The 26,558-nt window shown below is 31.2% G+C and carries 26 protein-coding genes; all 26 read left to right on the top strand.

The features are described 5' to 3' along the window. Nucleotides 1-46 precede the first annotated feature (46 nt). The 26 genes from ACFSR1_RS02315 to ACFSR1_RS02190 all read left to right on the top strand — a co-directional run bounded on the left by ACFSR1_RS02315 (nt 47) and on the right by ACFSR1_RS02190 (nt 26,487). The gene (locus tag ACFSR1_RS02315; protein WP_378289227.1) at nt 47-838 is read left to right on the top strand and encodes a hypothetical protein; all 792 of its coding nucleotides are present in this window, start codon (nt 47-49) and stop codon (nt 836-838) included. Nucleotides 839-965: 127 nt separating this feature from the next. After that, nucleotides 966-1,682: an SMI1/KNR4 family protein gene (locus ACFSR1_RS02310; protein WP_378289225.1), complete on the top strand. Its 717-nt coding sequence runs from the start codon at nt 966-968 to the stop codon at nt 1,680-1,682. A gap of 101 nt (nt 1,683-1,783) precedes the next feature. After that, on the top strand, nt 1,784-2,119 hold the full coding sequence (locus tag ACFSR1_RS02305) for an alpha/beta hydrolase family protein (RefSeq protein ID WP_378289224.1): 336 nt from the start codon (nt 1,784-1,786) through the stop codon (nt 2,117-2,119). An 81-nt stretch (nt 2,120-2,200) separates the two neighbouring features. Next, a complete protein-coding gene (locus tag ACFSR1_RS02300; RefSeq protein WP_378289222.1) occupies nt 2,201-2,767 on the top strand; it encodes a dienelactone hydrolase family protein in 567 nt (188 codons plus the stop codon). A 165-nt stretch (nt 2,768-2,932) separates the two neighbouring features. Beyond that, a complete protein-coding gene (locus ACFSR1_RS02295) occupies nt 2,933-4,060 on the top strand; it encodes a helix-turn-helix domain-containing protein (RefSeq protein ID WP_378289220.1) in 1,128 nt (375 codons plus the stop codon). Nucleotides 4,061-4,123: 63 nt separating this feature from the next. After that, nucleotides 4,124-5,512 carry a S41 family peptidase gene (locus ACFSR1_RS02290; RefSeq protein WP_378289218.1) on the top strand — a complete coding sequence of 463 codons (1,389 nt, stop codon included), beginning with the start codon at nt 4,124-4,126 and terminating at the stop codon, nt 5,510-5,512. A 167-nt stretch (nt 5,513-5,679) separates the two neighbouring features. After that, the gene (locus tag ACFSR1_RS02285; RefSeq protein ID WP_378289216.1) at nt 5,680-5,967 is read left to right on the top strand and encodes an FEKKY domain-containing protein; all 288 of its coding nucleotides are present in this window, start codon (nt 5,680-5,682) and stop codon (nt 5,965-5,967) included. Between the two features lie 219 nt (nt 5,968-6,186). Continuing rightward, on the top strand, nt 6,187-7,617 hold the full coding sequence (locus ACFSR1_RS02280; protein ID WP_378289214.1) for a S41 family peptidase: 1,431 nt from the start codon (nt 6,187-6,189) through the stop codon (nt 7,615-7,617). A gap of 458 nt (nt 7,618-8,075) precedes the next feature. Then, complete coding sequence (locus tag ACFSR1_RS02275; protein ID WP_378289212.1) at nt 8,076-8,828, top strand: hypothetical protein; 753 nt, start codon at nt 8,076-8,078, stop codon at nt 8,826-8,828. A gap of 176 nt (nt 8,829-9,004) precedes the next feature. Then, entirely contained in the window at nt 9,005-9,706 is a 702-nt protein-coding gene (locus ACFSR1_RS02270) for a hypothetical protein (protein WP_378289210.1), read from the top strand. Between the two features lie 161 nt (nt 9,707-9,867). Then, nucleotides 9,868-11,019: a cyanophycinase gene (locus ACFSR1_RS02265; RefSeq protein WP_378289208.1), complete on the top strand. Its 1,152-nt coding sequence runs from the start codon at nt 9,868-9,870 to the stop codon at nt 11,017-11,019. Between the two features lie 192 nt (nt 11,020-11,211). After that, nucleotides 11,212-12,084, top strand: coding sequence for an RNA polymerase sigma factor (locus ACFSR1_RS02260; protein WP_378184083.1), 873 nt, complete (start codon nt 11,212-11,214; stop codon nt 12,082-12,084). 134 nt (nt 12,085-12,218) lie between these two features. Then, the gene (locus tag ACFSR1_RS02255) at nt 12,219-12,722 is read left to right on the top strand and encodes an SRPBCC family protein (RefSeq protein WP_378289206.1); all 504 of its coding nucleotides are present in this window, start codon (nt 12,219-12,221) and stop codon (nt 12,720-12,722) included. A gap of 69 nt (nt 12,723-12,791) precedes the next feature. Next, nucleotides 12,792-13,397, top strand: a complete 606-nt coding sequence (locus ACFSR1_RS02250; protein ID WP_378184087.1) for an SRPBCC family protein — start codon at nt 12,792-12,794, stop codon at nt 13,395-13,397. A 55-nt stretch (nt 13,398-13,452) separates the two neighbouring features. After that, a complete protein-coding gene (locus tag ACFSR1_RS02245; RefSeq protein ID WP_378289204.1) occupies nt 13,453-13,935 on the top strand; it encodes an SRPBCC family protein in 483 nt (160 codons plus the stop codon). 268 nt (nt 13,936-14,203) lie between these two features. Next, on the top strand, nt 14,204-14,794 hold the full coding sequence (locus ACFSR1_RS02240) for a hypothetical protein (protein ID WP_378289202.1): 591 nt from the start codon (nt 14,204-14,206) through the stop codon (nt 14,792-14,794). A gap of 53 nt (nt 14,795-14,847) precedes the next feature. Beyond that, nucleotides 14,848-15,774 (top strand): hypothetical protein, encoded by a 927-nt coding sequence (locus ACFSR1_RS02235; protein WP_378289200.1) that lies wholly within the window; start codon nt 14,848-14,850, stop codon nt 15,772-15,774. 372 nt (nt 15,775-16,146) lie between these two features. Next, nucleotides 16,147-16,884, top strand: coding sequence for a hypothetical protein (locus ACFSR1_RS02230; protein WP_378289198.1), 738 nt, complete (start codon nt 16,147-16,149; stop codon nt 16,882-16,884). Nucleotides 16,885-16,958: 74 nt separating this feature from the next. Further along, nucleotides 16,959-18,011 (top strand): sensor histidine kinase, encoded by a 1,053-nt coding sequence (locus ACFSR1_RS02225; RefSeq protein ID WP_378289196.1) that lies wholly within the window; start codon nt 16,959-16,961, stop codon nt 18,009-18,011. Beyond that, nucleotides 18,004-18,780, top strand: a complete 777-nt coding sequence (locus ACFSR1_RS02220; protein WP_378289194.1) for a LytR/AlgR family response regulator transcription factor — start codon at nt 18,004-18,006, stop codon at nt 18,778-18,780. The genes ACFSR1_RS02225 and ACFSR1_RS02220 overlap by 8 nt, the downstream gene beginning before the upstream one ends. A gap of 239 nt (nt 18,781-19,019) precedes the next feature. After that, nucleotides 19,020-19,583, top strand: a complete 564-nt coding sequence (locus ACFSR1_RS02215) for a VanZ family protein (RefSeq protein ID WP_378289192.1) — start codon at nt 19,020-19,022, stop codon at nt 19,581-19,583. Nucleotides 19,584-19,704: 121 nt separating this feature from the next. Then, nucleotides 19,705-20,715: a hypothetical protein gene (locus ACFSR1_RS02210; protein WP_378289190.1), complete on the top strand. Its 1,011-nt coding sequence runs from the start codon at nt 19,705-19,707 to the stop codon at nt 20,713-20,715. A gap of 81 nt (nt 20,716-20,796) precedes the next feature. Beyond that, nucleotides 20,797-22,401: an alpha/beta hydrolase gene (locus ACFSR1_RS02205; RefSeq protein WP_378289188.1), complete on the top strand. Its 1,605-nt coding sequence runs from the start codon at nt 20,797-20,799 to the stop codon at nt 22,399-22,401. A gap of 25 nt (nt 22,402-22,426) precedes the next feature. Then, complete coding sequence (locus ACFSR1_RS02200) at nt 22,427-24,097, top strand: serine hydrolase domain-containing protein (protein ID WP_378289186.1); 1,671 nt, start codon at nt 22,427-22,429, stop codon at nt 24,095-24,097. Nucleotides 24,098-24,180: 83 nt separating this feature from the next. After that, nucleotides 24,181-24,768, top strand: coding sequence for a helix-turn-helix domain-containing protein (locus tag ACFSR1_RS02195; protein ID WP_378289184.1), 588 nt, complete (start codon nt 24,181-24,183; stop codon nt 24,766-24,768). Nucleotides 24,769-24,852: 84 nt separating this feature from the next. Beyond that, nucleotides 24,853-26,487 carry a serine hydrolase gene (locus ACFSR1_RS02190; RefSeq protein ID WP_378289182.1) on the top strand — a complete coding sequence of 545 codons (1,635 nt, stop codon included), beginning with the start codon at nt 24,853-24,855 and terminating at the stop codon, nt 26,485-26,487. Nucleotides 26,488-26,558: the final 71 nt, after the last annotated feature.

Raw genomic sequence — 26,558 nt, 5'->3', positions numbered from 1 at the left:
GCAGTTTAAGTGATAAAACTAAAATGTAAATAAAAAATATAAACTTTTGAGAAATAGAAAAACTAATCTTAAAACCATTTGGCAAAGAGCTAAAATTAGACCAATTTTATTACTTTCTGCTTTTCAAGGAATTACATTTTCATTGCTCCTTTTCCTTCCTTTAACCTTAATGATGAACTCATTCAAAAGTAGTTTTCCTTATGTTGAAAATGTTGAAAAGATAGAATCTAGTGGAACAAACGAAAGTGCAGTTTTGACCGAAATTGAGCCAATTGAGAATGTCACAATAAATGGAAATAACCCAACAATTTTAACCTATAAATTTGATTTAAATGGACAAATAATACATTCTAGATTTAGTGTTTTTGACCCAATAAAGATTAAGAATTTAAAAATAGGAGATGTAATTCCAATTAAACAATTGAATGGAAATTCAATTGTACTGGGATTTGAGCAGTACTCATTTAGTATGGATTTTATGAAATATATTGCCGGAGCAGCTATGCTAGTTGGATTAGTATTTTTCTGTCTTTTATTTTTACGAATTAAAAAAGAAATTGACTTGTATAAAATGGGGAAATTAAAAGAAGGAAAAATTATTTCTATAAATCAAAATAAGGGTTTTACATTCTCCAAATTTGGGTCATCAATGGATGTGTATTATGAATATGATGTTAATGGAACAAAAGAAATAGGAAAATCACGCACTAATAATTTTGCATTGACTAACAATAAAACAATCGGAGATACAGTTCGAATTTTAGTTTCAGAAGACGGGAAAAATTCTTGTCTTTATCCTGAACTTATCGCTAAAATGAATCATTGGAAAGAAAATTAATTGCTAATACTCGTATACTTAAAAAAAACCTCGTGGTTCTGCTATTCGGTTTGTATTTGCTAAATTCGTCGTTAAACGAGGCGACTAATCTTATACAAAACAGCGTATCTTAACGAACATAAAAATTATGAAAGAGAAAGTGTTATCAATTTTAATTGACTTAATGGAACAAAGAATCACTACTATAGAATTTCGTGATGTTTTTTTTAGTGAATATCTTAGTTTTGAGGCCGTTTTAATTGGTGAATCAGAAGATAAATTTAATAGTGATATATTTTATAGACTCATAGAGTTAAATTTTGATTCTCAAGCTAGCGAAGTTCTTAGTCTTGTTAAAAAATATCTTAACTATAACAAAATTGAGATATTATTAACCGACGAAAAAATAAAATCAGTTGAGGAAAAGTTAGGGTATTCACTTCCAGAATCTTATAAGGACTTCATCAAGAACTATAATAAAAACTACTTTGAAGATTATTCTGTTATTCCAATTAATGAAACTATACCGGATAATTTAAAATACTATCTAGGCGAAGGGTTTTGGACAATAAATTCTATATATAGAATATCTCTTGACGAAAATGACACAAAAAGTATCCTTTATGGCAAATCTCTTGCAGTAGAATGGGGATTACCAAATGACATTATTCCTTTAGAAGGAGATGGACATACTTGGTTAGCTTTTGATTATAGAGACTGTATAATAGAACCTACAATAATATTTATAGAGTCAGACGCTCTCTTGTCGTTTAAACTGGCTGAGAATTTTACCGAACTATTAAATATACTTCTTCCATATGATTCAGTTTACAATGAAAATGGAGATATAATATATAACAGATAAAAAATTGCTTTAGAATTCAATAAAAGAAAACGACTTGATTAAAATAAAAATACATTAAACCCCATTGTTCGTTTAGCGTTAGCTTCAAGTTGAAAATTAATATGGGTAAGCAAAAACTGATTGATTTTGAATTTGAGGAGATTAAGCTATCAGGGGTTTTAAATTTTCCAAAAGACTCAGAACCAAAGGGAATTGTATTAATCGTTCATGGAGACGGAAAAACAAATGCAGTCGAAGGTAATTGGTGGTATGACGTTCGGGTTGCAATAATGAAAGCGGGTTACGCCACTTATATGTGGGACAAAATGGGCTGTGGAAATAGTGAAGGAATTTATAAGAACGGAAGATCTGTTGAAAATGAAGCTTTGGAAGTGATTGCTGCCATTAAAAACCTGGAAGAAAATAAGATAAGTGGCTCTAACAAAATAGGCTTATAGGGAATCAGTAGAGCTGGTTGGATTAGTCCCATAGTTATTGACCAATTCGAAAAAATTGATTTTTGGATTTCAGTTAGTGGAGTGGATGATGATGAAACCTTTAAATATCTATTGGAACAAAATTTACACCTCAATGGTCATCCCCGAGATTCCATTAACATTATTGCTAGTGAATGGCATAACAGTATTTTATTATCTCGTGGAGAAGCAAGTTATGAGTACTACCTATCGGCAACCAAAAATCTTCAAAAAAATAAATTTTGGCAAAAAATAACAAATGGCGGTATAAATGAGAAAAGCTATTATAAATATCAAAAAAAACTAAAGAAGTTAGCTTTAGATAAAGAAACCGAATTACCATTATATGTGGAAAATTTTGACCAAATGTTATCAAGAATTAATATTCCAGTACTTGCTTTATTTGGAGAAACTGATATGACTGTAGATTGGAAAAAGGCAAAGAAGCTCTATGAAAATACACTAGAAGCGAACACTGATTTGACAATTAAAACCTTTCCAAATTGTAATCACAATATGTGGCAGGCTAAAACAGGAGGTATTTATGAGTTTGAAGAGAGCAATTGGGAATATATTAGATGTGACGGATTTCTGGACTCAATCACAAACTGGTTGAATAAATTAAAATAAAACTACCACCAACACCGTGTCCTATGAAAACTAGTTGCTTATTCTTACCAACTTACGAGCATTCTTGCGGAATATTCTATCTGTGATTTATTTGCTAATTTTAGTGCTTAGATACGCAACGAAATCATGCACAAGACCGTTGGCAACAATTAAAACTAATTTAAAATGATTACGTCCAATCCCGTTTTATTCACTATTATGTGTGTATTTGGTCTGCAAGCATTGATTTTGAGTGGTTTAATTGCTTTTAAACGCCCTAGACGACTCGCTAATATTTTTCTAGCTTTACTAGTCTTTTTTTTTGCGCTTATTGTTATAAATATTGTTTTAGTAAACGTATTAAAAGATCAGGGGTTATTATATGTATTTCGCTATATTCAATTAGAAATGCTCTTTGGTATTGGGCCCTCGCTCTATTTTTACACAAAATGTATTAGTGATCCAAATTTTGAATTTAAACGAATACATTACCTGCATTTTTTTCCATTAGTTTTGGAGTTTATTTTTTACAGAACTACTTTTTACAGAACTGGATCTGATGGTTTGTATTTAGATGTACTACCAACCTATTCATATGTATATTTAACCCAACAATGGCTAGGAATAATTTCTATTCTTGTTTATAGTTTTATTTCATTAACCATTTTAGTAAAACACCAGAAACGGCTTAAAGAATATTATTCAAAAATTGATAATCTTACTCTTAGATGGCTCCAAACTCCAATAGTTATTTATGCTTCCTATTTTGTTTTATGGAATGTTATAACGGAAATAGATCGATTTGTATTCGACCGTAGTTTAAGAGAATACTATTTTTTACCGAACTTTGTAATTCTATCTATAGCAACGTTCTGGATAGGATTTAAAGGTTATCTTCAAAAAGAACGCGATTTTATTTCCTTAAAACAACTTCCTAAAAAAACTAAAGCAAATTTTGTTGAGAAAGACAAAGTTTTCATATCAAGACTTAATGAGTTAATGGATGCTCAAAAACCTTATCTTAACCCAGAATTAAATCTTAACATGCTTGCTGAGTTGCTTAATATGAAGCCTAAACTAGTATCTTTAAAAATCAATCAAAATTATTCTCAAAATTTCTATGATTTAGTTAACTCTTACCGGGTTAATGAATTTAAACAACTTGCTAAATCCTATAATTTTCAAAAATTCTCTGTTTTAGGTTTAGCTTTTGAAAGTGGATTTAATTCTAAATCTACTTTTAACAATACTTTTAAAAAAATCACACAACTAACTCCTACACAATATATTAAAAAATTAAAAAACAAGTCCTAATAGAAGCATCTGGACGATTAGCACTAAAATGGTGTATAGTTTTGCACACAAATTCAACGCATCATGAATAAATATTATATCGTAATTTTAATTTCTTTAATACTTAGTTGTAAAAGCATAAACCGAACTAATTTCAAAGTACAAAATCAATTTTCAAAAACAGATATATTATCTGATCTAGAATTTTTAAAAACCTCTCTAGAAAACACGCATATCAACCTATACGCATACACAAGTAAATCTGAATTTGAAGAAAACTACAGCAAAGTTAAACATGAAGTTAAAAAGGATAGCTTTAGTATTTTAGAAGGTGTGAAAATATTTCAAAAAATTGTGTCAAAAGCTAATAATGGGCACACAAGGATTCCATTTCCTGTCCAACCCTATATTTCCTTTGCCCAAAATGGAGGTACTATTTTCCCCCTAGAAGTAGCAATTGAAAATGGTAAGGTTTTGATTAGAAAAAACTGGTCAAAGAACTCGAATATAAAGATTGGTGATGAATTAACAAACATTAATAATATACCAATAAATAAAATTCTTAAGAAAATATATCCTCAAATTTCGGCTGAACGTTTATATTTTAAAAATGCACAGTTAGAAAATTTAACGCTCCCAAGGTTATATTGGCTAGTCTTTGGAGAGCAAATCACTTTTATGGTAATGGTCATCCAAAAAGGGGAGCGATCAACATACAAGCTTAAGTCTATAAAGGCTAAAGAAGAATATGAAATGAAACGTGATGATATTATAAAGCATGATAAACTATTAAAAATGCTCTCAAATAATACAGCATATATAAGACCTGGGGATTTTGGAGGAAATTTAAATAAGTTCAAACAGTTTATAGATTCTTCATTTATAGAAATAAAAAATAAAAAAAACTTGATTATCGATTTAAGAAATCACTCAGGAGGAGATAATGAGTTTGGAGATTATTTAGTTTCTTACATTGCTAACAAACCTTTTCTATGGTCATCTAAGTTTCAACTTAAAACTAGTACTTTATTAAAAGAAAACACTAGACAAACCAAAGATACTACTCAAAAATATTGGAAATATATCTTGGAGCATAAAAATGGAGAAATTTATGACTACGATTTTGGTTTTTATAAGCCACAACCTATAGCTAAACGTTATCAAGGCAAAGTATATGTATTAGTCAATCGTCAATCTTATTCACAATCTACAGTTACTACTGCTCAAATTCAGGATCACGGTTTTGGCACTATAGTAGGAGAAGAAACAGGAGAATATCCTAACCTTTATGCTTCTATTTTTAACTACAAGTTACCTAAAACAGGTATAAGTGTGGACATATCTAAAGGAAAAATTAATCGAGTAAGTGGTATTGATAATAACAAAGGTGTTGTTCCCAATATTATTATTAAAGATCATCTTTTAGATGAAAAAGATGAGATTTTAGACGGGCTCTTTAAAAAAATAGAATAAGATAAAAAATTAAAAAAGTAACTATTGCCAACACCACGTCTTATGAAAAGTAATTGCTTATTCTTGGCTACTTGCGAATATTCTATCTGTGATTTATTTGCTGCCTTAGTTGTATAAAATACGTAAAAAACCATATACCAAACCGTTGTACAACATTTTTGACTACAATGGAATTAGTAATTTTTACTATATTAATTTTAACAAGTTTTGGTTGCAAACAGGAAACTCAAAATAAATCAGATGAATTAAAATCGGACAGGCTCGAATTACTTCCGAAACCGGATAAACAGGAAAAAAAATATCTAAGAAACAAAAAACTGGTCTCTTTTCTTGAAAAACCAATTGACTTACAACAATACAAGAGTATTAAAAATAAAACTGTTTTTGAATACCTTGACAAGAAGTATGGAAAAAAATGGCGCAAAGAAATACAGAAAGATATAATCGGATTATAATATAAATAAAAACACCTTGTACAACCACATTTATGCTGTCATAGCGGCTAAGTGATGAATGATTGGTTGTTGTATTTTTGTTAAGGCGCAATGCTTGCAAAACGAAAAATATAGCAACCAATGCGCATAAAATGTAGATGGTTTGGTAACATTTAACTCCGATATGATACATATATTTACATTGTGTAAACTATGTATCTTAACGAACATAAAAGTAAAATGAAGAAAATACTTGTACCTTTTTTTACAATTCTAGTTTTTTCCTGTTTTAGTAGTTCGAACTGCTTAGTTGCCCAAGAAACTCTGAAAAAAGAACAGCTTTTGGAGGATTTTCAAATTTTTGAATCAAGTCTACGACAGAATCATCCCCAACTTTTTCTTTATACATCAGAACAGAAATTAGATTCTTTTTTCATTAATGCAAAGAAGTTGATTAAAAATGAAATGAGCCCTATAGAATTCTATAAGATTCTGACACCGATTCTTCCTATGGTGGGGAATAATCATACAAATATTTTACCTCCCAAATCATTTGTTGAATTTATCTCAACAGAAACTAAAAGACTGCCATTTAGCTTTTTCTACAAGAATGATACTTTATATGTCTTAGAAGATGTGTCTAAGGAATATCTTATTGGAGAAGGAAGTATCGTAACAGCTATCAATGGGTTGGAAGTATCTTCAATTATCCATAAGTTTCTTGAAAATATTACCACAGACGGCTACAATAAAACACAACCAGTTTATAGGGCAAGCAGAGGCTTCAGTCGATATTTTGGGTATTACTTTGGCTTTCCGGAAACCTTCGAAGTTAGATATATCGATTCAGGAGGCAAATCACGCATAGCAGTGATAGAGGCTATCACTCTAAAAGAAATCTCAAAGAATAGGAAATCAAGAAATACAACTTTAACAAATGGCAGAGAAGACTATAGATTTGAAGTTGTCGATGATATAGGCATTATAACTGTAAGGACATTTTCGCTTTCCAATCCAAAGTTGTTCAAAAGATTTTTAAGAGAGACCTTTCAAGAAATCGATACTAAAGATATCAGTACGCTGTTAATTGATTTAAGAGACAATATGGGTGGATATCCAGAGGCTTCAAATCAATTATTGGAATATCTAATTAACGAAACGATAACTCCTTATAAATTGGAATATGCAATTACTGATAATATTTTTAACCATGAATATTTTGAAGATGATATTTACTTTAAGCATTTTAAACGACAGAATCTGGTTGAAAGAGAAGGTAAGTATTTCGTCAAGGGTGCTGTTGATACTAAGTTAATGCCCAATAAATATGCATACAATATGGAATTGTTTATTTTAATGAATGCAAGTTCATCTTCCACGACGGGTCAATTGATTGGTCTTATTAAAGCCTATACAGAAGCAATATTTATTGGTGAGGAATCCGGTGGAAATCCGGTGGGCATTGTTGCTAATGATATATTGACTCTTATGCTACCCAATTCCAAAATCGAAGTGAAATTACCTGTAATCTATTCAGAATTGAATGTAGATTTTCAAAATTCAGGAAGAGGGATTATTCCTGATATACCAATTACTCAAACAATAGATGATTTATTAAAAGGTAAGGACACAACGTTAGAGCATGCATTAAAATGGATTTCGACAAACTAATATTACTGAGTACAACATTGTATATGCGATAATGCTCTCTAAACGGCAGCAATAGGCATATATTAACCGTTGTAAGCCATTGAGAATTGTATGGTAGTTGAATTAAATTTTTCTAAAATGTTGAAATCAGTTTAAAAGAGTATCATATCAAATTAAGATTTTATTGATTAGGAAAGTTTATAAGATGGCTCTGAAAACTTCAAATCATTTATTGAGAATAATAATTTAAAAGGTGTTGGTTTTGAAATTGTTTGGGAAGATTAGTAATGAGTAGCTATGGCTTCAAAAATAAACTTTACAAATAAGCAGTTTCTAAATAAAATATCTAAAGTAAGAGCAACACCACAGCACTATAGAACGAAACATAGCTGCCCATATGGAAGCAAACGCAACATGCAATAGACGTTAACCATAATATGAACGGAACGATATTTGATAAAAGTTAGAAAACTAACATCATGAAGAAATTCATTTTTATTTTGCTCTTTACTTTGGGTGTAAAATCTGCTTTTGCGGATTGTATGGGTAAAGGAATGCAATTCTTTCCTTCAACAAAAGAAATTAGCTTAAATTCGATGTTTATTATTCAAGGTTACGCTTTAAGTCAGAAGACAATTAATAGTTTTAAAGCCACAACAATTTATCTTGAAAGTGAAAATGGCCAATTAATAGAGCTAAACCTTCAAGAAATTTTAAAAGGACAAATGCGCCTTACTCAAGCCATTTTTCGACCGGTTTCCGAATTGAAACCCAATACAACTTACTTTCTTAAATACTCTGACCAAAAAGAAAATGAAAGGGTCGCAATTAGAGAATATGGTAGTGATAAAAAAGAAAGAGAAAAAGTTTACTGGAAAACAACGGACAAAAAAGCACTTGAACCGCTTAATTCCAATCTGAATCTTGAATTTGAAAAGACCGAAGTTATCTATTATGCTGGAGGCCCATCTGCCAACGTAATCTTTAATGTAAAAAACAAATCGAATTCTGAAATTTGGTATAAGACAGAGGTTGTTGACCTAAATACTGATATCAAAAATGTATTCTATATTAAAGAATCGAATGGCAAACTTAATGTTGGACGCGGAATGTGTTCAGGAGCTTTTACCTATAAAAGTAAAGGTAAATATAAAGTCAGGTTTACGCCAATGAATATAGACGGAAAGTCATTAAAAACAACTGATTGGAAAACTTTTGATAGTCCTCTATGAAAGACAATTGTCTATTCATAAACAAATTGTTAGTAATAAAATGACAAAAATCAAATTCAAAACTTTAATAACAACATTTCATCTTGATCTTTTGGGAATTGCTTTATTGAATTTTATTCTATGACAAGCACTAGCTCAGTTTCTTAGAGTAATGTTTTTATTTTAATTACCTTATAATGATCACTTTAAAATATTTAAGTGCAGCCAGTTATATGAATAAACAAATATCCATATCCATTTTAATCTTATTTATTTTTTCGTTTTCACCTAGTAAAAGTCAGGAAAATGAAAAAAATGAAACCATAAAAACACCAAAATCCTTTAGAATTCTTGGTGAAACAGAAGGCGATTTAGACAAAGATGAAATTCCTGAAAAAGTGATAGTCTACGATACTGAAAAGAATACTGATTTTGGAACAGAGAGACAAATATATATTTACAAGAAAAACAATGACAGATGGGAATTATGGAAAAAATCAGTTGGAGCAATATTACCTAGTGAACACGGTGGAATGATGGGAGACCCTTTTGAGGGAATTTCAATTGAAAGAAATTGTATTGTAATTAGTCATTTTGGTGGAAGTCGTCAAAAATGGAATTACACGCATAGATTTAGATATCAAAATGGAGCTTTTGAGTTAATCGGAGCAACCGTAAATTTTGGTTCTCCCTGTGATTATTTTTTCATTTTTGACTATAATCTATCAAATGGTAAGATACATTACGAAAAAGAAACCGAAGATTGTGAGAATGAAAGTTCAAAAATAGAGAAAGAAGAAATGATTAGAAAATTCGAAACGTTACCGGCTATGAATGGTTTTTACCCTGGAAATAACCAATTGATACTTGCAAAATCTGAAAGAACCATATATTATTAAACACAAGATTGTTGACTTCATTAGACATAGTTTATGGTTAATACTATCCTATTTACTAAAATCTTCGTTGATTTTCTATTAGCTTTTATTTGCTACTTTAGTTGTATAAAATACGTAACAAACTGTACACGAATTCGTGGACGGTAATTAGAAAGCAAAAAATGAAATTCACGCATTTAGTATTATTAGTTATTACTACACTAGTCTCCATATCATTGTTTTCACAAAAGAATAGCGTAATGACTACAAAGGGTACTATGCTAATTATGGGTGGTGACTGTACCAACGACTTCTTTATTTCAGTATTTGCTGGCCTAGTGGGTAGCATTGAAAGCAATATTGTTATCATTCCTACAGCGATGGAAGATAAATATATCGACTCAGAACGTGATATGGACTTTTTGAAAAAACCATTTAAGGATATTGGTTTTAAAAACATTAATGTTGTTCATACCAGAGAATTTGATGTTGCCAACAGTGATTCCCTAAATAGAATACTATTATCTGCTGATGGAGTTTGGATCACCGGTGGTAGGCAATGGCGTTTGGCCAAGGCCTATAACGGTACAAAAATTCAACGCTCTCTAAAATCCCTATTAAATCAAGGAAAAGTTGTTGCAGGTACTTCCGCTGGAGCTTCTATTATGGGGGATATTCTTGTTAGAGGTGATTCTAAGGATTCAACCAAGATGCTAGGAGATTATCAAACGGGATTTGGGTTCATCAGCAATTTTGCTATTGACCAGCATCATATTGCTAGAAATAGACAATTTGATATGTTTGAATTAAAAAATAAAAGACCAGATATTTTAGGTATTGGAATTGATCAAAACACTGCGATTATTTTAAATGAAAATAAATTTAGAGTGATAGGTAAAAGTTATGTTACCATATATGATGCTACGAGATGGTCTGAAGAAAGAGATACGATCTATCCATTAGAAAAAAATAACAAACAATTTTATACGCTCTCTAGAGGTTATGAATATGACATAACCAAAAGAAAATTCATTAGTAAAAAAGATAGAGAGATAGCATCTTACGATGAAGAGATGATTAAAAATATTACTGGAACCTATCAGCAAACTGAAGGACTAAAGTACGGTCAAGATTTAAAAATAATAGTGACTTTTGAAAAAAATGATTTGTATTTTGAACAATCTTGGAATAATGCAAAGTATAAAGTAGAATACCATTATTTGACCACATTTTTTCGGCCAAATAGTATTTCAGCATATCATTTTACAAAAAATAAAAATGGTCTTATCAATGCTTTTACATTTTTTCAATTTCAACATGGCTTAACAGAATAGATAAAACAGTAGTAATTCTTGACGAAAAGTAACTATTGTCAATAAAAGGTATAATTGATTTCAGGTTGCTGTTTAAAAGAAAGATCTTTTTCAATATTAACTACATTCAAATTGTTGAGTAGTTGCTAAAAATTACGAACTTTTGTAACACTCTCAACTATTCTGTATCAAACCAAAAAAACTCTTATTATTATGCAGTTTCCTTTTAGTAAAACATATTCGGATACAGAACAGCAAATCTTGGTTAAACAAGCTATTGATGGTAACAAAGAAGCTTTGAATGAAATTATAAGCTATCATCAACCTTTTATCTATAACGTGGCCTGGAAAATGTGTCATAATCCTGTAGATGCGCAGGATTTAACTCAAGAAGTTCTGATTAAAGTGATAACCAAATTAGGTCAGTTCAATTTCAAAAGTAAATTTAGAACCTGGCTATATCGTATTGTCGTTAATGAATTTTTGCAATCTAAAAGAAGAAAAGGTGAAACTCAATTTTCTGATTTTGATGATTATGGAGAACGTTTAGAGCAAGTTCCAAATCCTGATCTAAGTATTGAGGAAGAAATTAACTATCAAGAATTATCGAAAGAAATGCAAATTCAGTGTATGAGTGGTATGATTATGTGTTTAAACAGAGAACAACGTCTCATATTTATTCTAGGTGGAAGTTTTGGAATTGACCATGCTCTTGGAGCAGCTATTTTTGACATAAGTCCTCAAAATTTTAGGATAAAACTTCACAGAGCGAGAAAAGATTTGTTCAACTATATGAACAATAAGTGTGGATTAGTAAATAAAGATAATCCATGTCGATGTCCTAAAAAAGCAAAAGCTTTAAAACAAATGGGAGTTCTGGATGATGAAAAAATGCTATTCAATATTAAAACTAAAACGAAAGTAAAAGATTTTGTAGAGGAGAATCACGTAGAAGCCTTAGATGATTTTACAAGCACATATACCAAATTGTTTCAGGAACACCCAGTTAAGGATAATTTTGATAAGGATACAATTATTAAAGAACTTATAAATAATGATAAGTTATCAGGATATTTCAGATTATAACCAGAGATCCTTTCTTTTGTATTCATGAGTTAAAAAAGTTGCTTCATTTTAGAGCAACTTTTTTTGCTTTTGTAACACATTCAATATTCTCGTATCAAAACAGTAAATATTTATTCATTTAAAAATTTATTGATATGGAATTTAAAAAAGAAATCATCATCAACAAACCAATAGAAGCCGTTTGGGATGTATTGGGGAATCAATTTGGTGATGCCTATAAATGGGCATCAGGGCTAAATCATTCTAAAGCATTCAGTCCTCCGAGAATCAATGGTGCACCATCAAATAATCGTTCTTGCGAATTACCATCTGGCAAAATTAAGGAAGTCATCAGAGAATTTGATGCTAATAAACATATCCTGGAATATGAAGTTATCGAAGGCTTTCCATTTTTTGTAGATACAGCAATCAACAACTGGCAACTCACCAAGATAAGCGCTGATAGAACTCAAGTGGAGATGCATTTAGTTGTAAAAACCAGGGGATTAATAGGTAGTATCATGAATCCTATGATGAGAATGCAATTGAACAAACAGCTTGTGCATATTCCTAACGATTTAAAGCACTTTGTCGAAACAGGAAAACCAAGTCAAAACAAAGAGAAAGAACAGCAAAAATTGTCACAGAAAGTTGCTTAAGTTTTGTAACACCAATTCAAATACTGTATCAAAGAATTAGCATTTAAATTTTAAACTATGAAAATCACAATGAAATCAATATTTGTAATCGCTCTTATGAGCATAATGAATATTAATGTATCAGCTCAAAGTATGGAAAAGAAATTCCGTACAGTTAAAGTAGAAATGAAAATAAACGCAATACCCGAACGAGTATGGGAAGCCATGGTTTTGGATTATGGAGAAATATCAAATTTTTCACCCTATATCTTTACATCAGAATATACCAATGGATCTCTGAAAGGGGAATTAGGTGCAGAGCGCAAATGTAATTTCGATGCAAAAGGGGCACAATGGTCTAAAGAACGTATCGCTGAAATTGATAACGAGAACATGGTAATGCGTAATGTAGTTATCGACGGAGCAAAACTTCCTTTAAACTTTGATAATTCTCAAGCTTTTTATAGAGTAAAAGATAATGGGGATGGTACCTCGACAGCGTCCTATGAGTTTCAATTTAGAACAAAACCTGCCTTTCTCGGAATCATTGCAAAAGGAGGATTTAAAAAACAAATGTCTGGAACTCTTGTTGGTCTAAAGCACTATATAGAGACAGGAGAACGCGTTACCGGTGGAACTGACAAATACAAAAAAATAAAGAAGAACTACCCAAAGGCTACAGTAATAAAAACTTAAACCACTCAAATTACAAAAACCAAATAATTTTAATAACATCCTAAAAATCAAAACAATGAAAAAAGCAGTAATTTTATTTATCCTATTAATTTCTACTACTAATGTATTACAAGCACAAATCCCTTTAGTAACTAAAATAGAAAGTTCTGCAGATGAAGTCTGGGAACAGATTCGTAAAATGGATAACATTGATGAGTTGTCATCTTTTGTATCTAAAGTGCAATGGAAAGGACCAAAAGGAATTGGTGGAGAAAGAGTTTGTACTTCTTCAGATGGAAACGGTTATTTTAAAGAAAAGATTACAGGTTTTGATGATGCAACTAGAACTTATTCCTATCAAGTTGTTGAAGGTGTTCCGGCAAAGAATATGAACAATATGATCAAAGTAGTTGATTTAGGTTATGAAAAGTCAATGATCGTTTGGACATCTAGTTTTGAATTTATTGAGAATCCAAATATGACTAAAGAACAATTCAATAATTTTTTAACTACTGCAAGAGTAGAAATGGTTGAAAACATAATTAAGCTGGTGAAATAAAGCCAGATCAGAACAAGGTGGATATCCTACGAAAAGCAAATCAAGCATAAGTCGTTAAACTTGTGCTTTTTTTATACATTTATCTTAACTGAACAGATGGTGATTTTAAAATTGTTAGTTTTCATACACAAGACATACTAGAAATTGATTTGGAAAAGATTACACATTACTTAATCCTAATGAAAAGAAGAAAACAATAAGATGACTTCTAAACAGAAATAAAAGATTAAGAAAGCCTCTTAATGGTAATTCAATAAACTTATGAATGATGATCCATAAAAAGTATGAACAAAAACAAGGTGTCGAACGTTTAATACATATAAAACTAATTATTAAAATAATAGTTGTCATTTTTTTGGTTTCTTGTTCGGACAAACCGGATACCAAAAAAGAGGAAACTACAACCTCCGAACAAGACCCAATAGTGTCAAATACTGTTGTGATTGATACAATTACCAATGCTTTTCCTGTTAGGATTGGTAACGATAAAGGAGTAATCAACGTTTTAGGTGTCAGGACATTTGAAAACCAAAAATTAGTAGCTAGTGATTTTTTAATTTCACTTTATGACATACCTAATATATCAATCTCAGAAAAACTGAATAAGCGTATTTTGATTGATTCTAATGACACTATACTTCTAAAGGATTCTCTTCACTATGATTTCTTAAATACAGCAATTATCAAAAAAGTGGATTATAATTTGGTGCGATCAAACACCTTATATTTTAAAGCAGTTCTGGAAAATCCGAATCAAAAGAAAAAGATTACCGGAAGATTCGGATTACTATACAACTCTAAGAAAAAGAAAAAAATCTATGGTTGGATTACAGATGAGATACAAGATATTGACAATTAAAAGTGAACAACATTAAACCAACCTAAAAAGTAACAGTCTAAAAAGTAAAACATATGATGAAAAACATGTACTTCTTCTTTTTATTAGGATTACTATTCAGTTGTTCAGAGGATGATTCTTCTGCAGTTGATCCACAAATTACCAATTTTACGGTATCCGAGTTTGATAGTTCTATAGAAGCACCATTTGGAAGTTTACCCTATAGAGTATATTATCCTAAGGAATTAACGGGAGATACGTATCCCATTATTTTATCCCGAGGAGGAAACGGTCAGGGTGATGATAGAGGTAAACTGGTGTCTTATGCAACTAATTTTATTGCTGAAGGTTATGTTGTAGTTCAGGTGGATCATAGAAATGCGGGAAATGATATTGAAAATATAGCCAGATTACGCGGAGAAGAAATTCAGTTTATTTCACAAAAAATTGCTGATGGACAATTAGATTATGGGGATTTTGCAGGGAATGTTGTCGGAGCTAAACAGGGATATATGGGGCATTCTGCCGGAGCTATGGAAGGGATGCTTGCAGCAGGGATGAATATGACACACGGCAATTATTTAGCACCTTCAATTAAAGCGGTTTATGCTATGTCTCCTCCGGGATATGCTCCGGATCAATTTGGTATTGCTCAAAACCCTAATGGATATGGTAGCATTGATCAAGCCGCTATTTTTATGATTATTGGCGAAGATGAAAAAGATAGTAATGGACCAGGAACGATACAGCAAGATAATTGGAGACTGCAAGGCTATGATCAAATGAATGCTGATGCCTTTAGAATGATGGTTCTGGTAAAAGGTAGTAATACACAACACGAAGATGTAGCAGGTTTGAATTCTGGTATCAAAGCATATAACGAGGAAAATTCTGTCGCTCTTTTTGATAGTTATCTAAAAGGAAAGGACAGAAACTCTGAAATTGGTAACCTATCTCCGCCTTCTAACAATGAGATGGTCATATCTACGAAAGGTAATTAGATATATAATTTTTAATGAAAAAGAATAATTATATAGAGATCAAGACTAAAAACGATTCTTCTTTTTACTAAGCTTAAATTTTCATACGTTTATAAAAATAGAACGTATGCCTTTTTTTACATCTAAAAAAGAGAAACACCTATGGATATGGGCACTTGCTGTGTTTGCGGCAATTTTCTCTACACTTTTTATCGGACAGCCATTGGCGAAGTAATTAAACGGTAGTCAGAATCTGGATTTTTGAGCTTCTTCTTTTCAACGTTATTTCTCCTTAGTTCTAATTAATTCTTCCTGTATTCATAAGAAAGGTGTTCTTAAAATACTAGAGTCACTGTAGTTTTGAGGCATCATTAATTATTTAATCTATTCATTATGAAAAATACAAAAAGGGAATTAATTTTTTTACGAATGTTTGCGCTTACTACAGCTTTAGGAATACTAACCTTTGCTTCTGTTGCTTTTAAAGGATCTAATGATCGAAAGTTTGGAAGTATTGATGTAGAACGCATTAATATTATAGAGAAAGATGGAACAGTTAAAATGGTAATCACCAATGCAGAACATTTTCCAAGTGAAGGTGATAGTATTAATAGTAGGATTTATCATAAACGAAAAAAGCGTGCTGGTATGTTATTCTTTAACGAAGATGGAATGGAATGCGGTGGTTTTATCTATGATGGTGCCAAAACAGAAGAGGGACATAGTGCAGGCCTTTCATTAACCTATGATCAATACGATGGAGATCAGGTAATGCAATTAATAACTACCGATGATCGGATAGGAGACAAACGCTATAAAGGAGGTCGTTTAGTATTTAATGATCGTGGTGATCAAGAGACTAAAGAGAGTATGATGAAAATCGAAAAGGAATTGAAAACGATTGCAGATCCAAAAGAACGTAGAAAAAAATATAAAGAATACATTGAGCAAGGCCTTATTGGAAGCGTGCCTAGAGTTGCTTTAGGACAAACAGCAGGAAGACAAAATGGATTGTTTTTGTTTGATGATAAAGGTGGTATTAAAGCTAAGTTTTATGTAGATAAAGACAATAACGCTAAACTTCAATTTTACAATGAAAAAGGTGATGTAATCAGTTCCTGGCCAAAATAGATATTTCAGTTAACATTGCATTTGTAATTAAGAAAGCAGCTCCTATTAATTGCAAATGCATATATTTACCCGGTATGAAAAAATTACTTCATTACATTAAAGAAAATAACAAGTTTATCCTTTTCCTGTTTGCTTTTAGCTGGGTATTAACGCTTAAAGATAAAATAGGAATCGCAAGTTCCTGGGATGATTTTGTTTTCCATATGGATACTTCATTTTGGGTTTTTCTGAATGCATTCTTCATTTTTATAGGTGTTGATTTTATTAAAAAAAATACAGATAAAAACTACTCAGGACAGATTCCTTCGGTATGGAAGTATTTGAAGTTTTTTGGAATAAGTTTTATCTGCTATATCGTTTTTATAAATGTATTAAGCGTACTTATCTCTGTTGGTTTTAATAACTTTTCGAGGAATTTTAATTCCTCTTATCAAATAACATATAGGGTTTTTAGACAGATCATCGATTTTATGATTTTTGGGAGTTTTTCTTTTGTCTATTTGTATTATAAAGAGAATAAAAACTATAAAAAACAATTAAATGAGTATAGAATCAACAATTCTAAAAGTAAAATTCGGCAACTTAAAGCACAGCTAAACCCTCATTTTCTTTTTAATAATTTAAACATACTTGATCAATTCATAGAAGAAGATAAAGAAAAAGCTTCCGAGTTCTTAAGTCAATTTTCAGAACTATATCGTTATGCTCTTAGAAACTCTGACAAAGAATTGATATCTATTCAAGAAGAATTGATGTTTATCGAAAGTTATTTTGAATTGATGGAAAAAAAATATGTAGGGTGTTATCAATTAATTATTGAGGATACTATTAAAAATTCTGATAGAATCGTTCCTCCATTTTGTTTACAAGTTCTGGTAGAAAACGCAATTGTACATAATTTGGGAACCACAGAAAACCCTGTAATTATTAATATTACAAGCGAAAACGGAATTAAAATTAAGAATAATAAAGTTGAGCAACATAGAAAGAAAAAAGGCAATGGCGTTGCCTTAAAAAATCTATCGAAACAATTTGAGTTATTAATAAATACTGCTATTAATATTCAGGAAACCGAGGTTGAATTTGCCGTTACTTTACCATTTATTAAAATGAATACCAATGATTAAAGTAGTAATTATAGAGGACGAAGCACCTGCAGTAAAAAAACTAAAAAACTATCTCGATAAAACTGATGAACCCTTAGTGATAGTAAAAGAGATCGCAACGGTTACGGAAGCTTTGAATTACTTTCAAACCCAACCAGATATTGACTTGATTTTTTCGGATATTGAATTGAGGGATGGGAATGTTTTTGAAGTGTATAATCAAATAAAGATTGTGGCTCCTATCATTTTTATAACTGCTTACGACCAATTTTGGATGAATGCTTTTGAGACTAGCGGTATTGAGTATTTATTAAAACCGTTTTCATTCGCACGTTTTGAAAAAGCATTACAGAAGTATGATTCTTTAAAAAATAATTTAACAACGAATCAAAATGATATTTTTAAAAAACTAGACGATTATTATCAAAGTAAATTAGAATTAAAACCAACGTATAAAGAATATATTCCTATAAAATCTAATAGTGGGATTTACTTCTTGAAAACAGAAGATGTCGTTTTTTTTCAGGCTGATTATGGTATTATTTCGGCGTATGATTCAGCCAACAAAAAACATTTGCTGAACCAGACATCTCTTAAGGAAATAAACGAAATGCTGAATCCAAGTGATTTTTTTAAAATAAACAGAAGTGAATTAGTAAACAGGAATTATATTGAAAAAATAAACCGCTACGCTAAAAATACTGTTGCCATCCATGTAAAATTAAAATCTCATATTTTAAAAACAAGCCAAGCCAGTACGGCTCAATTTAACTCTTGGATGGGGTTATAATAATACTGTTTTATTAAAATGAAATCAATGAAAAGCCATACAGATTTAACTGGTGATGAACAAAATGATTGGCAATTTAAAAAGAAGGGAACTAGTTGAGAATATTTGTATTACAGCTAATAGCAGGAAGAGTTAATCGAAATTATAAAAAAGAAATTTGAGTGATAAACCTGTAGTAGTAAAATAATTATTCTTCATAATAAACCTAATTTTTTCATACGTTTATAAAAATAGAACGTATGCCTTTTTTTACATCTAAAAAAGAGAAACACCTATGGATATGGGTACTTGCTGTGTTTGCGGCAATTTTCTCTACACTTTTTATCGGACAGCCATTGGCAGCGATTTTTGGTAATCAGGATGTACAAGCACTTATTTTTGGTAGTGTTATGATACTAGTTGGTATAACCATTGTAGTTCATGCGTTTAGGACAAAGGCAAATAAGATTGAAATTACTGTCTTAATAGGTGTTGTAGCTGTATATAGCATGTTGTTTCTAAGGCTTGGATTACCGGAACGCAGTCATCTTATGGAGTACAGCGTGTTGGCAATTTTTATACATAATGCAATCAACGAACGTGTTAAACAAGGAAAAAAGGTTTTTATACCTGCTTTACTTGCCATAATGATTGCTTTCATGGTTGGAGTATTTGATGAATGCATACAGATATTTTTGCCTAATCGTGTCTTCGATCCAATGGATATTGTTTTTAATGGCTTTGCCATCGTGATGGCCATTGGATTTAGTGTTTTAATCAAATGGGTAAGAAGGCAAATACAAAAAAGAAAACTCAAAAGATAATAACTACTTACTTTATACAGAAACGATATTGCAGTCTCTATTCATTTCACTGAAAATTGGTATAAGAAATTAACCTATAGTGTATATCTTTGGGCAACATATTAATGTATTGAGCTATTAAATGATAACCAATGATAAAATCCATAACTGTAAGATACAACCTTGTTTTTTTGCTTTTTTTACTCTGTCTTGTAATTTTTTAGAGGATAAAAAAGAAGGGAATACAGAAGATAAGGATAAAAAGGAAGAGGATAATAGACTTTATTTCGAAGGAGAAATTAAATTATCAGAATCCAGAGGCCTTTATGGATCTTTAACCAAAGTACATACAACCTATTATATTTCAGAAAATAAAATAAAAAGAGAACAAGAATGGGGCGGAGTATATAGTATGCTGGAGAATTATGCTGGTATTATTATAGATCTTAAAAAAGATAGGGTAGTAATGTATTATGCGGATAAATTAAGTAGCACAAGGAATAAACATACACTTAGTATTAAGGATTATAAAACTCATTTAAAAACGAAGGTAATGCCAAAAGGTATACCATCTCCTGTTGATCGCACATTCGAATTATTACTTGATTATAGATTAATAAATCAAGTAAAGGATTCTACTGTTATAAAAGGATTTAAATCGGATTTTACCAGATATCACGATGATACAGATTTTCTAAAACAAGATGTATTTGATTCTAAAGAAATAAAAGTAAAACGCGAGCTGTTAGAAATGGTTTTTATGAACCTTCCCGAAGAGATTAATTTTCCATTAAAATCGGAGGTGAAAACAACTTTTTCAGAGATTAGCAATGATTCTATAATTAAAGGAAAACAAACCAAGGCTATTGATCAATTGGCCAGAAATATACTTCGTAAAAAGGATTCAACAGTAAAAAAAGAAACAGATTTAGAGAAATTATCTAAAAATAAGTGGCTGAATATGGGGCTAAAAATCCTGAAAAAAGGAGTAGACCTAAATATACATATCACAGCAGATGTTTCAGATTTTTCTGTCAGGACACTTACCAATATTGATGTGTCTATACCCTCTGGAGATTTTACGGAGATTTTAGATTTTGATGAGTTTCTTAATACCCTTCCCACTGGTGGAAGTGTAGATTTTGATGATTAAAAGAAAATAATATTGTTTCTTTATACCTAATTCTACTAGTTAAAATCACTAAAACCTGATTTCATAATAAACAATCGATTGATGAAACGAACATATAAGCTCATATTCTTTATAATAATCTTATGTATTTCCAATATTACGAATGCCTTTGCTAAGACACTTAGTAACGATATAGAGTTAGTTGCAGGAATGAAGTTGGAGAAGAAGTTATCTGCAACAGAAGAGCATATTTATATTGCTAATCTAGAAAATGGAATGGCTATTATCGGAGAGGTAATTCAGGATGGTATTGACATTGTAGTTGATGTGTATACTCCAAAAGGAATATTACTAAAACAGATAGATAGTCCAAATGGCAAAAATGGTGCTGAACCAATTGATATTACGGCTAACGAATCGGGTATCTATAAATTTATAATTCGCACATTAGATAAGAATGCTGAACAAGGTACATATTTGTTAAAGGTAGAAGAAGTATTGGCTCTAATGGATAATGCCAAACGTATTGCTAAGAAAGAATTCCCAACAAAAACACTATATGATTTATGGGAATCCTCATTAACTAATCCAAACGAGATTGATACATTCATAAATAAACTAGAACAGCAACATATTATTGAACCGTTAGAAGGGAATGATACCAATATGCTGGTTACTTATTTTTGTGTCCCGGATAAAGATACAGAATATGCTATGCAAAGTGGTGGTCCGGATTTTTTAGGACTAAGGTTTCAGAGGTTGGGAAATACAAAATTGTTTTTTGTAACTCAACTAGTTCCAAAAGATGCAAGGTTCAATTACGGATTTAATTATTTTAAAGTATATCATGCTGGCCCAAATAACGAGATTGAAAGAAGAGAAGTGGATCACGTTTATGACGGAACGGTAGTAATGCCTGATGCTCCCAAAGAACTATATATTTCTGAAAGAAAGGGTGTTTCAAAAGGAAAACTCATGCTAACTTCCATTAAGAGTAAGTTTTTAAACGAAGACCGAAAAATAACAATTCATACACCGGCAAATTATGATCCAAAAACTCCTCATAATTTATTGATTGTATTTGATGGTGAATCATATGGAGGAAGACCTAATCGAAGGTCTAGAATACCAACACCAACAATTCTGGATAATTTAAAAGCGGAAAATAAAATTACACCAACTGTAACAGTATTAGTTTGGTCAATGAGAAAAAGAACCAAGGATTTAATAAGTGATACCTTTTCTAACTTCATTGCTCAAGAACTCATTCCTTATATGCGTTCAGAATATAATATTCATAAAGAAGCAAAAAATGTAGTACTTGCAGGTTCCAGTAGAGGAGGTTATGCTGCCAGTTTTATTGCATTTAATCATTCTGATGTTATTGGTACTGTTTTGTCACAGTCAGGTTCGTACTGGATAAAAGCAACGGATGATGAAAATCATTGGATTTACCCAAAAGATACAGGCAAATTGATTACAGCTTTTAAGAATAGCAAAAAGCTTCCTATACGATTCTATATGGAAATTGGGTTGTATGATGCCGGTGCTTCTATGCTTGGAACCAATAGAGAATTACGTGATATATTAGAAATAAAGGGGTATGAAATAGATTACAGGGAGTTTAATGGAGGACATAACTATGTAAACTGGCGTGGTTCTCTTGCTAACGGGCTTATGTCGCTTCTCGGTCAAGACAAAAAATAATTCATAAAAATCAAAAACATCATAAATGAAACACATTTCAGTAATTCTGACTCTTATCTTATGCATCTATAATGTTAATGCTCAAAATTCAATTCCACAAGAAACTAGTATCGATTCAATTTTTTCGGATTGGAACAAACCTGAAACACCAGGTGGTGCATTGGGAATTATAAAAGATGGTAAATTGATTTATGCCAAGGGATATGGCGCTGCAAATCTAGAGTATAACATACCTAATAGTCCTCAGTCTGTTTTTCGTATTGCATCTACCTCTAAACAATTTACAGCTGCTTGTATCGTACTCTTATCTCAGCAAGGTAAACTATCATTAGGTGATAAGTTGATTAAGTTCTTTCCTGATTTTCCTGCTTACGCCAATAATATTACCATTCAACATCTTTTAAATCATACCAGCGGTATAAGGGATTATTTGTCACTTGCCAGTCTTTCGGGTTTGGAAGATGAAGATCATTATACTGATAAAACAGTAATGAAATGGCTTGCAAACCAAGAAGAGTTAAATTTTAAACCAGGAGACGAATATTTATATAGCAATTCTGGATATTGGCTTCTTGGCCAAATAGTTAACAAGGTTAGTGGGGTTTCTATGGCTAAATATGCTAAGGAAAATATTTTTGACCCATTGGGCATGGATAATACTCATTTTCATAATGATCATACACAAATTGTGAAAAATCGAGCTTCAGGTTACTCACCAAGCAAACAAAAGGGGTATTCAATTAGCATGACTACATTAGACATGATTGGAGATGGTGGTGTTTTTACAACTGTTGAAGACTTAAAAAAATGGGACGATAATTTTTATGATTCAAAAATTTTAAACCAAGATTTTTGGAATAAAATGACTACCGTTGGAACCTTAAATAATGGAGAGCAAATTACCTATGCTTCGGGTTTAGGGATAGACACTTATAAAGGCCTTAAAACTATTCAACATGGAGGAGCCTTTGTTGGATATCGAGCAGAAATGATTAGACTTCCGGAGCAACGTTTTACGGTCATACTTCTTGCAAACAGATCCGATGCCAATCCTACAAGAATGGCATTTCAGGTAGCTGATATCTTTCTTAAAGATGAGTTTAAGGAAAATGATAATGCAGCTACTGATTCAAATTTCACAAAAGAAAATATAAAGTCAATTTCACTTTCTAAGGATCAACTTAGCGCTTTTGAAGGAACGTATTGGAACAATGATGATAAGATAAGTAGAAAACTAGAGGTTCGTAATGATACACTTCATTATGTAAGAAGTAATGGTAGAACAACTAAAATGATTCCAATAGCTAAGGATACGTTTCAGTGGTTCATATCTAACCCGACTATCATACTAAAGTTTGACGATTCAGGATCACCCAAAAACTTTTCTTTAGATATTCCAGGTGAAACTCTTTCTAATTTCAGAGCGTATATGCCTATGGATTCTTTTACAGATAATGATTTAAAAACATATTCAGGAGATTATTATAATCGTGATTTGGATGTCGTTTATACGTTTAAAACTGAAGGAAAAGGCATGGCGCTATACATAAATGGAGAACTTGCAGATCCAATAATTCCTATTATGAAAAATGCATTGACACTCGCACCATTCATGATTTTTGAATTTAATGAAACCAACGATGCCTGTATCCTATCAGTGGGAAGAGTTAAGAATTTGAAATTTGTAAAAAAATAACAACATCATTATAGTAACTATAAGAGAGGTAATTAAGCCGTAATTGGCAATAGCTAAGTAGCGAGAAGACTAAATATTTAATAATGAATACTATAGCTTTAAAAGAAAAAGTTAAAGAAGCACGTGTAGCAAAAGGTCTATCACAAGAGGCGCTTGCTGAAATGTCCAACATTTCTCTTAGAACTATACAACGCATCGAAAAAGGTATTGTAACACCACGTCTTTATACGCTGCAAACCCTTGCAGAAAAATTAGATGTTGATGTTTCAGATTTTACAACAGATGAATCGAACGTTCAGGATGTTAGTAAAGAAATATCAGTTCTTAAAATAATGAACTTATCTATTCTTGTCACATTAATGATTCCTTTAGGTAATATCATATTTCCGTTTATCATTTGGAAAGTAAGCAAGAGACTGAAGGATCTAAGACACATCGGTGGTAAAATAATTAGTTTTCAAATTATCTGGACAATCATCACTTTGCTATTCTTTTTTATAGCAGTTTTTTTTACTAACCTTATTACAGGAAATGCAGGAAATGGTTTTTATAGTGCTTCCATAGCTTATATTTTATGTCTTGGATTCAATATCGTAATACTTTCAAAATCTACCATACAACTAAATAAAGAGTATACTAAAGTATTACCATCTGTGCCTAATTTTTTCTAGGAATCATCAGCAAATAAAATAAATGACATAATAGAAATCCCTGTGTCCGTATACATTTGTTTCAAATAATTAAACGAAGCAAATATGACCTATACCACATTACAGAAAATAAGTTGCATCCTGTGCATTACATTATTACTAGTTGCTTGTAGTGATTCTCCTCAATCTCTTGATGAGCTAATGACAGCATATTCCGAAAATGGAAGACATAAAATCGGAAGTCCTTTTAATGGAGCTGTTCTTGTGGCAAAAAATGGTGAAATTGTATTTAAAAAGGCATATGGATTAAATAATCGAGAATTAGATATCCCCAATACTTTAGAAACTAAATTTCCTATTGGATCGGTAACCAAACAATTCACTGCCATGTTAGTTATGCAAATGGCAGAAGAAGGGAAGTTGAATTTAAACGATTCGGTTTCTAAACATTTATCATATCTCCCTAAAGAATTTGGAGATAAAATAACCATCCATCAGCTCTTATCGAATACTTCCGGATTACCACATTATGAAGGTATTACAAAAAATGGAATCAAGTTTAATACGTTTGCCGCAACGAAGTATTCTCCTAAGGAGTTGGCATTGTTGATTAGTAAAGTAAAATTATCTTATGAACCGGGAACAACTTTTTACTACAGTAGCTTAGGATATATACTCTTGGGAACAATTTTGGAAGAAGTTTCAGGAAAATCATTTGCTGAATTATTGGAAACAAAAATAACGAAGCCCCTTGGTTTAAAAAATACCGGATTCGCATCTAATGAATTTATTAAAAATGAAACTGCTAAGGGATATAAGTTTGTAGAAGATGAAACTATTAAAATGATTTTCATGAAATATGGAGGAGATTTTCATGAAGTTCCATTTAGGGATCAGTCGAATACATATACTACAGGAGGGATGCATTCTAATGTTGAGGACTTATTCATATGGAGTGAAGCTGTTAAATCTTATAGGTTATTATCTAAAGAATATACGGATAAAATGCTGACACCTAATAAGCAAGGATATTGCTACGGTTGGATCAGGAATTGGGACGATCTTATTGAAAGAAATACAAAGGCTAAGCTTTTTTCACATAGTGGATCAACCTTTGGGCACGTTGCTTCAATAAACTTATTTGATGATGGTACAACGATTATATATACCACCAACGTAAATACCATCAAAAATCAAGAAATAGTACACCAACTATATTTATCAGCCCATCAACTTGAAGATAATTATAGAATAGAAGGATACCCTGACAGAGGTTCACTAGCAGAATTTGAAAAGGATGGAGGTGTTAAAGCACTAAATCGATATTTTGAAAAATTATCAGAATTATGTGGGTATGAAGTGTTGCCTTCTGATACGTCTATAGGACATATTATGTATCTCTACTATGAAAACGGAAACCAAAAAACGGGCGATAGTATTAAACAATCCTTTTTTGAAAAATACCATCCTACAGAATCTTCAATTAATAGATTAGGTTATAATTTATTGGATAACAATTGCAATTTAGCGATAGAATTTTTTAAAGAGAATACTGTACTTTATTCAAAATCACCCAATGTTTGGGATAGTCTGGGTGAAGGTTTCTTAAAATGCGAAAATTATGAAGAAGCTGTTACGAGTTTTACTAAAGCAGTAGCAATTGGCAAAAAAATAAACCATCATAATTTAGAAATATTTAAAGATAATTTACAAATCGCTAAAAATGAGTTGAATAGATAATTGTTGATGTAAGAATATAATCAGCATCAGACGTCTATTATTGATAATAGAATGATGGACGTTTTATAGTA

This window comes from Aquimarina rubra, assembly GCF_042684305.1.
GTDB classification, from domain to species: Bacteria; Bacteroidota; Bacteroidia; order Flavobacteriales; family Flavobacteriaceae; genus Aquimarina; species Aquimarina rubra.
Note: the sequence above shows the minus strand (reverse complement) of the source record. Positions and strands in the feature narration are given on the sequence as shown.